Origin of the sequence: Sphingobacterium puteale (genome assembly GCF_003627955.1) — a bacterium.
Taxonomy (GTDB): domain Bacteria; phylum Bacteroidota; class Bacteroidia; order Sphingobacteriales; family Sphingobacteriaceae; genus Sphingobacterium; species Sphingobacterium puteale.
The window spans coordinates 126,775-140,614 of sequence record NZ_RBWS01000001.1; the positions used below are offsets into that span (position 1 = coordinate 126,775).

Here is a 13,840-nt window from a genome sequence, read left to right on the forward strand (position 1 = left end):
TAAACGAGCTTGCCATACTCCGTTTATTATCCCTGTTGTGCTTGTCCCGGGAGCGGTTTATAAACAGTGAATCGTGAATCCGGACCGCAGGCATCATCGTGATTTATTGAGTGTCTTAGAACGTTACGTTAACACCGGTAGTGAATATACGCGGCTGTGGATAACTGCCATAGTCATACCCATAGATCAGTCCGGTGTTGGCACCGCCATGACTTGAACTCACCTCTGGGTCATAACCTCTATAGCTTGTAAATACAAAAGCATTCTGCACAGTAGCATACCAACGGAGTTTTTTCATTTTGATCTTCTCCGCGATACTGGACGGCAATGTATAACCGAATGTGATATTTCTAATTCTAAAGAATGAGCCGTCTTCGACAAACCTTGAGGATATTGCACCATTGCTCAGGTCCCCGGGTGCCGGCCTCGGAACATCGGTAATATCGCCGGGTGCTCTCCATCTATCGACAAAGTCAACAAACTGATTGGAACTCGGGTTGAATCCTTCCAGTCCCGAAGCCAGGTTATAATTGAAGATATCATTCCCATAAGTGAATTGCCCCTGGACACTTAAATCAAAATTCTTATAAGCAAAATTATTGGTAATACCTCCAAAGAACGATGGATTAGGATCGCCGATCATCCTTTGATCTTTGTAATCCGTAGGTGTTACGGCAGAGCCATCAGCACCTAAATAATCGATCATCCCTGTCTGTGGATTTACACCTGTCGCTTGCCAGCCATAGAATACGCCAAGGGGTTGTCCCACTATTGCACGGTTCAGATCACCTACCCCGCCACGCATTTCTGTCAATCCCTCAGGTAAAGCAACTACTTTATTTCTATTAAAAGTCATGTTCAGCGAAGTGGTCCACTTGAATTCGCCGACTAAGTTTTTAGTCGTCAGTTCAAATTCGAAACCTTTATTTTCAATATCACCGGAGTTAGTAAACCGGGTGAGATAACCTGAACTAGTCAGAATAGGCAGTCCGATTAGCAAGTCCGTTGTTTTCTTGTAATAGTAATCGGCCAATACCGAAATTCTATTTCCCAGGAACCCGGCATCTACACCAACATTCCACTGATTGGTGGTCTCCCATTTTAAATTACGATCGCCCAATACATTGGGCACAAACCCCGCGAGTCCCATGTAATTGTAGCCACTAGAATATAAAGAACGACTGGCATAATTCCCGATATTTTGATTCCCGGTAATTCCCCAGCTCGCACGAAGTTTTAAATCATCGAGCACCTTAGAATCCTTTAGGAAATCTTCTTCTGTAAGTCGCCATGCCCCTGCGAATGAAGGAAATACTGCCCAACGGTTGTCAGCCCCGAATCGTGATGAGCCATCCGAGCGCACATTCGCATTGAGGATGTATTTATCTTTGTAGATATATGTTGCACGAGCAAATCCAGAAGCAATAGCCCATTCTTCGGGATACGAATTTGCACCAGTAATAACCCCTCCGGCCGTAATATAAGGGATATCATTATTGGGGAAATTTGAACGTTGTCCATGAACAAACTCAAGCCTGGATTCCTGAACCGAAAAGCCAGCTAAGGCATTGATGCTATGATCACCAAATTTCTTGTCATAGGTCAGTGTTGTCTCATTGATCCAAAGCTGGTCCCTGGTATTGCGGCGTGCGCCGATACCACCCTGACTCGCATACGAACGAAGCCCCACAGGGGGCATAAAGAATGTCTCGTCAATAAAACTGATGTCTGTACCAAAGCTTGTCTTTAGTAAAAGCTCTGGGACTATATTGTATTCTGCGCTGGCATTTGCCAATACGCGAAAAGTCTGCGCTTCATTGGTCGGGAGCGTCAGCATAGCGACAGGATTTTCACGTGTCGCCCTCACCTGATCATATACAAAGTTGCCTGTCTCGTCACGCACCGCTAAGTTGGGCGGAGAAAATATGCCACTCTTAGTGGCTCCTTCTTTTGAATTCTCTTCCTGAACACGTTTGTTGACAGCTCTGGTTAGGTTGATTGCAGTAGAAAATCTAAGTTTTTCATTGTGCTGATGGTCCAGATTTATACGACCGCTTAAGCGGTTGAAGTCGGATCCCAACAGTACACCGCCCTGCTTCATGTAGCCAACAGATGTGTAATATTGTGTCTTTTCACTTCCACCCCTTGATGAAAGCTCGTAATTCCTGGTTCCTGCATTTCTGAAGATGGCATCCTGCCAGTTCGTATTGACATTCGGATTGGAGAATATCTGCTCGGGAATAACCGCTTTAGGATCCTGTTGCTGTAAGATTTTGTAATAATCTTTCATATAATCCTGATACTGCTCGGTATTCATAAAATCGTAATACCTTTCTTTCGGCACCTGTGAGAATCCTTCGTACATATTAAAGTTGAACTCACTTTGTCCAGCTACGCCTTTTTTCGTAGTGATCAGGACGACGCCGTTTGCAGCTCTTGAACCATAGATTGATGAGGATGCCGCATCTTTTAATATCTCGATGGATTGGACATCAGAGGGATTGATCGAGGATAGCACATTGATCCCTTGGGTACCGCCTCCAAAATCAAATGTAGACCCTCCCGTGAAGTTGGTCGTACTGTTGACTGGAATACCATCGACAACATATAATGGGTCCGAACTTGCATTGATTGATGTTGTACCCCTTACCCTGATACTTATCCCTCCTCCTGGAGAGCCCGACTTTTGGGTAACCTGAACCCCGCCCGCCTTACCCTGTATGGCCTGGGTAATACTTGGCAATACTTCGTCTTTGATCTCATTAGCACCGATACTCGATACCGCACTCGGTAATGTCGCGCGATCCATCGTACCGTAACCTACCGCAACAACTTGTACAGAATCAAGCACTTTCGTTTCACCGCTAAGCACGACCTGTATATCCTTCCGATCTCCAACGAGCTGCGTGACTGCTTCGAAGCCGAGCGAAGAAAACCTGAGTTCGTTCTTCGGGCCAGCGGCAATTTGAAATTTACCGGATTCATCTGTACTTGCAGACACATTTGTACCGACTACCGCTACGGTAACTCCCGGCAGCGGCCCCTTGGGCCCAGTTACAGTTCCTTTCACTGATGCCTTTCCAGCGGCCACTGCACCAGAACCATTCGGATTCCCGGCAACGTTTTTAGTGCTATCCTGATTACCAGTGGCGTTTTTAGTGCTATCCTGGCCAGCAACAGTTATACTATCCCGGCCGGCAGTAACTTTTGTCGTGCTATCCCGACCAGCTGCGACAGTGGACGAAGAATCCCTGCTATTGGCTGTCGAATCTGTTTGCACCTCCGCAGTACCAGGCGACAGGACGACTTCTATAAGTTTTTGATTGTTTACAGGAACTTCTTTAATGGCAAATCCAGTTTTTATAAAAACTAATACACCATTAGGGTCCGCTGAAAGTCTGAACGCTCCAGTTTGATCTGACAATCCGCTATTGCCCGTTTTCTTTTCGGTAACGACCACTCCTGCAAGTGCTGTTCCCAATGAATCTGTGACTTTACCGCTAATTCCGATCGTGTCAACCGCAAGGAAAGAAAGCGGTTTGGTACGCCCAACTACATTAGTGCGGTACTTGATTTCGGTCGTGTGAGCCTGCCCTGAGTGGCAGAAAAGAACAAAACCGCAGGCAATGAGGAGAGTGTGGTTTAGGGGGTGCATCATACGTTAAATATTTATAATAAGAAACTAATTGAAATAATGACGTTCCAAGCAAAAATGGAAATACATGTAACAAATTTGAAACATCGATACGTTAAAATCCGTTCATTTATATCAATTTTGTTACATATACTTATAGATAATAAAACGTCCTTAAATCTAATTTGTTATTAACTATTGATATTAATTTCAAAAAAACATTAACGATGCATTATGCATTTACGACAAATAAAAACACAATCTTCTGAATATCAATATATTAAAAAACAATACTATAAAATATTTTTACTTATAATGATGAAAAAAATCCGCCGGCAACTTGAGATCGAATACCGCGTTTACTTTTGATTAGGGCTTAGCTAAAATGTCGATACAGATTCTGGATGAATGGAAAATACGATCTCAGGGATGATGTGAAAAAAAATAGCCACATCATCACGACGTGGCTAAAAATAAACATATGAATTTAATTAAACAGTTGCTATTTGTATGAGTTTACCGAACTTGCAACCTTCCAGCTTCCGGCTTCATTTACTAAGGTAACGAGATCAGTTTTTATAAAATCGTCGAATTTCATTGTAATGCGTGCGACCATGTAATTTTCGGATTCCTCTAAGATCTCCGTATTTGTGCTACAGTTGAGTTTTTCTCCTTTTTGTTTTTTCAAAAAGGAAATCACTTCTGAGCGTTTATTGGTACGTCCATTCTGACCTTGGATCTTTTGGCTAAAATCGGCGGTAAATAATTGCTCCACTCCACCGGATACTCCTTCGGTCATCACCGATACATAGCTATCAATAGCCAAGTCAGCTGTGGATAGGTTCAATGCTTTTCCGGGATTACTTGCTGCCATTGTACATGTTGATACCGTGATCAAAGCTGCTGCCGCGAATGTTTTTATTAAAGTTTTCATAACCTTTTATACTTTATATTGTTAGTTTTTTTGTCTCTTTTATAATTGTCGCAAGGATATTGATTTTGTTGCATCATTTCCTTTAAGATTCTGATTCAAAAGTAAGACAACGCATGATGCTATTTTATTACATTTAGACTAACGTTCGGAAAAAGTCGGTGAATGAGGGGGATCGGGCGGTAAAAGAAGGAGTGAAATGAAAAAACATGGTAAGGCAATAACCTTATCAACCGGAGAAGACTTTCACTTTCTAGATCGCCCGTCAACAAATGTTAGTATCAAACCACCAAGGATTCCCCATATAAATGCCGCAGCGATCCAACCTAGCGTATATTCTCTAACTTCTTTTTGAAAATAACAGTCAGTACACTCCCAAATAATTATAGTAACAATCATTCCTAGACAGTATCTTAAAAATAACTTATAATGACTTTTCATAATTAACTCCATTCCTATTTTAAACACCAAATTTCTCACATTATTTTAATACATGTTTTGAGCAATAAATTACACTGTATTCACATAAAGACATTCACCCAAAAAAAGCAAAAAATACTAATCAAATTACTTACTAAGGCCACGAACAGTAAAGGAATATATTGTTTCTTAACAAAAATTTGGGAAATACATATTCCTATACAAGCTTATTAAAATCATTATTGGAATTGTAAACAGTTCAACAATAACTCCAATTCCAGTTTCTATCTTTTCAGGTATTGTAGAAATGAAGTAAAAATGAACTATCGAAAACGTAAAATAAGCTGCTTATAGAACCAATTAATACTATTTTTAAGTTAGATTTTTTCATACTAACCTTAAATTATGGCCCCTCCATAATTATGAAAGGGCCATTAAATAAACATAAACAATGAATCTATCCTACCGGAATATATTTCACAGTCTTTTCAGGGTTTTCAAAATAACCGTTTGGATAACCTGTTGTAGGGTTTACATATGTCATTTTTTTAACCTTAACACCCTTTATACTGAATTCTTTATAAAATTCCAATCCTGTCTCTGTATATACATACGAGTAAATATTTTCGTCTTCAGGATCATCAAATACAAAAGCTCGTTTCAAATCTGAAATAAAGTAGGCATCATAGGTTTCCCCACCTACTTCGACCATATAGTCCTCAAATGAATCAAATTTGGCGGCATTTTTTTGCATTTTCTCAATAAAGGTCGCAGGGGTCGATTTAATCGGAAGCATCACAATTCTATTCAATGTTTTCCTACCTTGTAGGATTACAGAATCTGCTGTTGCTTTTATTACCAAAAATTCAAAATCACCTTGAGTCCCACTATCGACCGCGCCTTCACCAGTATACGCCCCAGGCAAAGCAAAAAAATGCATGATCTCATTCCATGTATCAAAAGTCAATATGGGGCCAGCACCAGGATACACTTTATATGTACTCGATTGTGTGCTATAATCAGGTTCAATTAAATAGGGAATATAATCAGCTTGAAATTCTACATTCTCGTCGGTTCGAAAATTGACAAATAAATTATAGCCTCCATATTCTAAGTCTGAACTTGGAAAATACTGCATTGTCCAACCGTTCTTTTGTGATTTTAATATATTAAATGCTTCATCAACAGCTGTATTTAATCGCTCTGTGGGATTATCTTCAAAAAAACGATCTCTCTTTTTATCACAACTACTTCCAATAAGCAGCAATGCGAAAAATATCAAATAAACTATATTTCGTTTCATATTCTATTACTTTATTGTAGTTTGATCAAATGTGTCCAACTTACTCATTCTTCCAACAATATTAGTTCTCAATAAATCCATATCAATATTCCATTGTTCTTTCATATAAGTTTTTACGATAGCCAATTTTTTATTAATAATAGCTTTTCCAGCATCGGAAGCATTTGGAAGATTAATCCAACTGTTCCATCCTGCCTGATCGCGTGTAACATAAATTGAAAAGAGTTCTGCAAAATCTTCCGTTGCGGCTTTAGAAGCATATGGGGATATATACCCAGCACTAATTGCATTAGCACGACCAGTTGGATTTTCCGGATAAACAGTATTCCAGGCATCATCTACATAAGTAGTACCAGTAATCGCAGAAAAATCCGACGGATATGGTTTAGTTTGGTTCAAAATATGCTGAAACTCGTGATGGATGGTTTTGAAATAATAAGTAGTTAAAAAATCTGCGTCTCTACCCGACTCTTCATCTAAACTCAACAAATTATACAAAGTCATTTTTGTTCCATTTTCCGCTGTTCCTAGCACAACAGTTCCATTATTCCGAATAGCTAAAGAACCTATATAATTGATTAGTTTTGGAAAATATTTTCGAATAAATTCCTTACTACCCGTCAGATCATTATAAGGTTCCAATCCCAAATAATTTAACAGTTTTGTCATCCGAATTGATGATTCAAATGGAGCTGGAACCAAATTATAATCTAGATCAGATTCACGGTCTACATATTTGTAGATGATCTCCATATTATATGGAGTCGTGAAATTGCTAAAGATATATTTATCAAAATCATTCTGCTCGATTTTAGGATCCACAAAAACACTATTTGAATCCAACTTTTCTTCCTTACTACATGATGTAACTCCAAGATACATCATGGAACCAAGTAATATTATGTTTCTCAATTTCATTTTATCTAGGATTTGGGGTTAAACCTGCACTAATAACATCTTTGGGAAGCTGAATTGCCCTTCTTTTATCGTCAACTTTTAAAACATTTGATGAAACAGTTCCTACTTGACCACCTGATAAAGTCCTTCTATTCAATTCTATTCCATATCTCTTAATATCAAACCATCTTAATCCGGTATGTAATGTTTGGATTCGACGCATAAACAAGACAGCATGCAACATGTTTTCTTGAGTGCCAGATTCGATAATATAATCCTTCACGTTAAATTTCTTTTTTTGAGTAGGTTTTGTTGGTGTATAATACCCAAAAAGATTAGCCCAATCATTAATAACAGTCTCACTCATGGCGGATGCAAAGTTCACTGTATTACCAGCCCACATTTGCATATCGCTTAATGCTTCAGTATATTTCTTTAGATGAATATTTGCTTCAGCTCGAGTCAATAAAACCTCTTCAGAAGTAAACTCACTAATTACAGCTCTACGATAACCGATTCCTGCAACAGGATCTGTATATTCAAACATATATGCAACGTGGGGAAGAAGAGTTTTATCTAAATTCGTTCCTCCATAAACATAGGTTCTAATTCGATAATTTAATGAATTAAAGACCGGATTTACCTGTGTTTCATTAGCGTTCCAATATGAACGCGCTAAATAAGGAGGTGTAGCCGAAACCGTCTCCCTTCGAGCAATAACCCCATTATGATTAAATCTAGAGTTTTCATAATATGGGCCAAAAGTAGTTCCCAAATTCGAATAGGATGTTAAAATAAGGTAATTAGACTTTAATGCACTGGAGTTATATTCTCTAGATGTATTATTAAATACAGATGCAAAAGCCGCTACTTGGCTATAATTTCTTAGTGAACCCGTTACATCACCTCCTAAAGCCAACGAAGCATAATCAGCAGCTTTCTGCCATTCGCCCATAAATAAGTATACACGTGCGGCAAATGCATATGCAGCAGTTTTGTTAAAATGATACTTTGCAGCAGAACTGCTTGCAAATTTAGAATCATCGATGAGCGGAATTCCCTCTTCAAGATCTTTTATAACTAAATCATAAACCTCTTGAACAGTATTTCTCGTATATTTCGGATCTAATGTAGTCTCAGGCTTTAACATATAAGTCACTCCCAAATCCGTCTTAGAAGTTACTTTATTATAATGTAACCCAAAAATATTGACTAACATAAAGTGGTTGTATGCTCTTGCAACTAGAGCCTCCCCTTTTTGAGGATTCAGACTACTTGGATTTGCTGAGGTTTCTATCGCCGCTAACGCTGCATTACTGCTCGATATTGCTTTATATGAGGCTTCCCATACGGCGTTAACTGCGTCATCATCATTTTCTGTTTCATCTTCCCAATTATAAATTTGTTCCAATATCCGACTTGAATAAGGATTTGTAGATCCATAATCATCGGTATTATCCGAAGATAGCTCCGTAACCATTCCATAACTACTAGTTGGATATGCAGAAACTAAAATCTTAGCTATTTTATCTGTATTATTCAGCTCGGCACGATTATCTGGCAACTCATCTAGGTATTTGTTACATGAGGAAACTGATAAAAGTACACCTGATAGAGCCAATATTAATAAACTTTTTCTTTTCATTGTTTCAATTTTTTAAAGACCTAAACGTACTGTTAATGTATATTGTCGAGGAATTGGCAACGCCACCCCTCCCGCATTAACAAACTCTGGATCCTGACCATTTAAGCGTTTATCGGCGTAAATTAACCACAAATTGGTTACATTGAATCTAAAACCTAATGAGGCTATTTTTAGCGAATTCACAACTTCCTTAGATAAGTCATAACTCAATGACAAGTCTTTCAAACGAATAAAGTCACCTTTAGCAATGTTCACAGTTGAATAGTTATACGCATTGTAAGCATATCGGTATTCACTATCATTACGAATAAAACGATTATCCAAAATAACAGGAACATTGGTAGTTGCCTCATCACCAGGGACTGTCCATGCATCCCAAAATTCTTTGGTTGTAGCTGTCAAGTCAGAATATCTTGTTTGATATACTGGGTCTAAACGAACAACATTTCCAAAAGAATACGTAAAGAATGCGTTTAATTTAAAACCTTTATATCCCCAAATATTACCAAAACTACCCATTGTGGTTGGTTCTGTAGGACCTTCATATTTCAAAAAGCCGACATTGTCTCTTTCCTGAAAATAAATTCCCGTTGTCGTTGGCCCATCCGGTCCTTGAAAAATAGGCAAACCATTTATATCTAATTTGTTAAATGGAATAGAGAACATCGACCGAACTGGATACCCCTCAACACCAAAGCCATTTCCAGAAATTAGATCTAATACACGCTTATGGTTTTCCAATTCCGTAATTTTATTTGTCGCCCTGGTAAAAACAAAGCTTGACGTCCATGAAAACTCATTATTTCTTAAAATTGTTCCAGAAACACTGACTTCAAGACCACTAGATTTCATTTTAGCTACGTTACCGTATTTAGTAATCTGGCCGCCTAAACCTTGTGTGTTAATTTCTCCAATTAAATCATGCTGTTTCCTAGAATAATAATCAATATCAACTGCTAATCTATTTTGAAACAGGCCTGCAGAGAGTCCTACATTGAATTCATTTTTCTTTTCGTAGGTAAGCATTGAGTTTTCTAACTGATCCATTTCTAGCCCTGTTTCTTTGTCCACAGTCCCTGGTCTCCAAGGGTTATAACTCGAATAAATAGCTTGAGAATTTGAAACAAAAGCTGGCCCTCGGTCCGCCGTAAGACTATAAGAAGCCTTCAATGACAGAGCATTAAATGGAGAATTGAGATTTCTGAAAAACTGTTCATTATAGATATTCCACATTCCAGCAACGTTCCAAGTTGGTAACCATCGTGCTGAAGTAGCCTTTCCCAACCTATTAGTGCCCTCATAACGAATCGTACCGTTTACAGTATACCGATCATCGTAAGTGTAGTTTGCTTGCCCATAAAAAGCAGCCTCCCTATTCCGAGTATTATTTACTTTAAAATATTCTGTATTCTGCTCTTGGTTTTGTTTGAAGGCTCTATAATCCGTAAAAGGAATCTCTCCTAGTTCATATTGAATACCCCAACCCCTGTACCATTCATTGTTACGGCTATCATTTGTAACCTGGGCTCCCCCAAAAGCATACAATTTATGGATTTCATTGAATGTATTATTATAATTAAAATTAAACCTAAAAACTTTCGAATCCATTTTGTAGTCTGTACGATTATAGATACCTCCATAAGGTAAAATAGAAATCGGAACTGCATAAGGATCATCAGGATTGGTATACAAATACGGGTTATTATCTCTAATCGTAGTTGTAGGCATCGATCTATAAGCTAATGCCTGATTGGAATAATCTTTGACATAATGCTGTTGCGAAGTTTGCTGATGACGAATGGCACCCATTGCTGTTAGTTCTAACTGCTTTACAGGTTTCCATGAAAGCTCTCCTTGGAATTTATAATCACCAACATTGATATCCATATAATTATTTTCCAATTCATTTAAGATATTAAATGGGGCATAATTACGCGTATAGGATTCATTTGGGTCTAGCGTACGAGATGTATTTAATGCATATTGATATGGATTGATATCAAAATCACGTTTTACTTGCATGCTGACAACGTCAATAGATTGCCCCAAGGTACCAGGAGCACGCTGATCACGATAAGAACCATTTGATAAAATATTGAACTTTAAATTGTCAAATAGATTGTAAGATGCATTCAACAAAGCTGTATAGCGCTTAACACCACTTTGCTTGGCCCATCCTGGATCATTAACTGCGCTTAAAGAAGTGTAATATTGAGCTTTATCAGTTCCCGACGACATACTGACGGAGTGATTTTGCATGATAGCTCTGCTGAATAGCTCTTTAAACCAATTCGTATTTCTAAATTCGGCCTGGCGGAGATATGCATTTCTTGATTCAGGTGTATTTAATAATTCCCCTTTATTTATCAACTCATACATTTTTCCATAAACACCACTTTCTGACGCTGCTGAAACGTCAGAAAGATTTAACCAACCTCTTTGATTCAAGAACTGATAAAAAGACATCTGTTCTTGTGAGTTCATGATATTAAATGTATTATAACTCGGAATATCTCTTGAAGTTAACTCCGTAGAATAATTAAAAGAGTTTCTACCGGAGGAACCTTTTTTCGTTGTAATAACAATTACCCCTCCCATTGCACGCGCACCGTAAATTGAGGTAGCAGAACCATCTTTCAGTACTTGAAACGATTCTATATCATTTGCATTTAATCCCGCAACAGCGGAGCTGATTAAAGTTAGTGCATCACCTGACGATAAAGCATCTGAAGATACATCACCAACATCTTCAATAATAATTCCGTCAACAACCCATAATGGTTTAGAACTTCCATAAATAGAAGTAGCGCCACGCACACGAATTTTTGGTGCAGTACCAAAAGTACCTGTTGTATTTTGGACAGAAACCCCTGCGACCCGACCTTCTAATGAGCGACTTGGATCAGGCATTCCCCCAATTTCAACATCTTTCATGGTTACTTTCGTCGTAGCCCCAGTAAAATTTTGGCGATCTATTTTACTCCCCATTCCTGTTACAACCACCTCTTCAATTTGCTTTTCGTTAGATTCTAATATGATCGACAATGTATTTCTATCATTTACTCTAACCTCTATAGGTGAATAACCAACAAATCTTACGACTAAAGTGGAATTAGATGGTGCTGCAATTCTAAAGCCCCCATATTCGTTTGTTTGTGTAGAAACTGAACTACCTTTTACAGACACTGTTGCTCCTGCTAATCCTTTCCCGTCTTGATCTTTCACCGTTCCAGAAATAGTATTCTGTACAACATTAAACGAAGGAACTTCTGCAATTTCCTTTGAGTTACTATTAACGGAAATTGTATTCGCAATAATCTTGTATTCAATATTATTCTGCTTCAATACAGCATTCAGCGCTTCTTCTACGGAGACGTTTTTGACTTTAACTGAAATTCGTGATTTGGAATTCAGATTTTCACTGTACAATACACGCAAATGAGATTGCTTTGAAATAGCAGATAACGCTTCTTCAATACGCGCATTTTTCATATTCAATGTAACCTTTTGTGCCGTCCCTTTGGCATGGACACCTGTTACAAATGCGAATAAAAGACATGTACTAATTTTCATAATACGTAATGGTTTGCAAAAACGTGGATCTTGAGGGATCAAGGGCCACCTTTTGCTAAATGGTAAGTTATTCATACATTTACACTTTGTGATTAATTTGGGATTTTAATTGTTCAACTTTAGATTTAGGACCTGATGATCACATCTTTTTCTGAACAGGGATGCTGCAACATTCCTGTTCTCTTTTTTAGGTCGTTCTGTTTAGGTATTATTCTGTCATAGGCATTCAGTTGTTTTAAATAAATTATTTTTAAGTTCTTGTCGCAATAATTAATTTTTTACCCTCAACCTCAAATTTAAGATCACTGACATAAGACAACATCTCGAGCACCTGGGATAATTTGACATCACGCTCAATGCTCCCTGTGTATTCTTTATCCAGTTGAACATTTCCGCGAAATGTCACATCCAGACCATACCACCGCGACAATTGATGTGCAATATTCTTAATGGTTTCCTTTTTGAAATAGAACTCATTGTTATGCCAGGCCAGATCATGTGCTAAGTCCGCTTTTCCTTTAATCAAATTATCTTTATAGGATGCCGCATATTCACCCGGGTGTAATTCCACGAGCTGATCGTTTTGTCGAACCTCTACCCTTCCTTCGGCCAACGTTGTACGTACCTGATCTGAATAAGCATTAATATTAAAATGAGTTCCCAGTACCTCGATCTCATTGCCCTTTGATTCTACAATAAAAGGTTGATCTCTTTTGGGGGAGACTTCAAAGTAGGCTTCACCTTCCAAAATTACCCGGCGTTCCTTTGCCGAAAACTGCGCCGGAAATTTTAATTGAGATAAAGCATTCACCCATACTTTTGTTCCATCAGCTAAGGTCATCTTATAGAAACTTGCTTTAGGAACAATTAACAAGTTGTACTGCAAAGGAATAGGCTGCTCTGATTTTTTGACCACCAATTCGTTGCTATTACCGATCAGGTTATTATTTTTAGCCAGGTTTTTTGTAGAATCATCATTTAAGGAGACCTTTGTACCGTCGGCCAATACCAATACTGCACCGCTCGTGGCTGGTTCGACATCTTGCTTTTTGGATATAGCGACTTGTTTGTTTTCAGACTCAAGCGGCGACAAAGCCACTCGCCACAATATATAGCTTCCCATCAAAAATACAATCGACGCTGCCATACCCAGAGACCATCTTTTAAATGATCTAGATCCTTTACCTTTTTTCTCGTTCAGCTTTTTCCAGGCCTTATTAGCATCCAATTGACGAAAGATTGCCAAATCGTCTTCTATATGCTTAGCCTCTCGGAATGATTCTAAAAATTTCTTATTCTGTGAATTGTTGTTGAGCCATGCATCAAGTTGCTCTTGTTCTTCCTCCGTCAGTTGACCATTAAGGAATTTTTGGATTAAACCTGCAATATGTCCTGTGTTTTCTTTCATTGATTACAATAAAGAAACCTAAGACTGTA

7 protein-coding genes are annotated in these 13,840 nt (G+C 38.3%); all 7 read right to left on the reverse strand.

The window, feature by feature from the left end:
• Window positions 1-115 precede the first annotated feature (115 nt).
• Window positions 116-3,658, reverse strand: coding sequence for a SusC/RagA family TonB-linked outer membrane protein (locus D7322_RS00570; RefSeq protein WP_121120546.1), 3,543 nt, complete (start codon window positions 3,656-3,658; stop codon window positions 116-118).
• A 478-nt stretch (window positions 3,659-4,136) separates the two neighbouring features.
• Entirely contained in the window at window positions 4,137-4,568 is a 432-nt protein-coding gene (locus D7322_RS00575; RefSeq protein ID WP_121120547.1) for a nuclear transport factor 2 family protein, read from the reverse strand.
• An 874-nt stretch (window positions 4,569-5,442) separates the two neighbouring features.
• Entirely contained in the window at window positions 5,443-6,288 is an 846-nt protein-coding gene (locus D7322_RS00585) for a DUF4302 domain-containing protein (protein ID WP_121120549.1), read from the reverse strand.
• 6 nt (window positions 6,289-6,294) lie between these two features.
• Window positions 6,295-7,206 carry a zinc-binding metallopeptidase gene (locus tag D7322_RS00590; RefSeq protein WP_121120550.1) on the reverse strand — a complete coding sequence of 304 codons (912 nt, stop codon included), beginning with the start codon at window positions 7,204-7,206 and terminating at the stop codon, window positions 6,295-6,297.
• A gap of 1 nt (window position 7,207) precedes the next feature.
• The gene (locus D7322_RS00595) at window positions 7,208-8,830 is read right to left on the reverse strand and encodes a RagB/SusD family nutrient uptake outer membrane protein (protein WP_121120551.1); all 1,623 of its coding nucleotides are present in this window, start codon (window positions 8,828-8,830) and stop codon (window positions 7,208-7,210) included.
• A 12-nt stretch (window positions 8,831-8,842) separates the two neighbouring features.
• Complete coding sequence (locus D7322_RS00600; RefSeq protein WP_183078571.1) at window positions 8,843-12,403, reverse strand: SusC/RagA family TonB-linked outer membrane protein; 3,561 nt, start codon at window positions 12,401-12,403, stop codon at window positions 8,843-8,845.
• Between the two features lie 250 nt (window positions 12,404-12,653).
• On the reverse strand, window positions 12,654-13,811 hold the full coding sequence (locus tag D7322_RS00605) for a FecR family protein (protein WP_121120553.1): 1,158 nt from the start codon (window positions 13,809-13,811) through the stop codon (window positions 12,654-12,656).
• Window positions 13,812-13,840 lie beyond the last annotated feature (29 nt).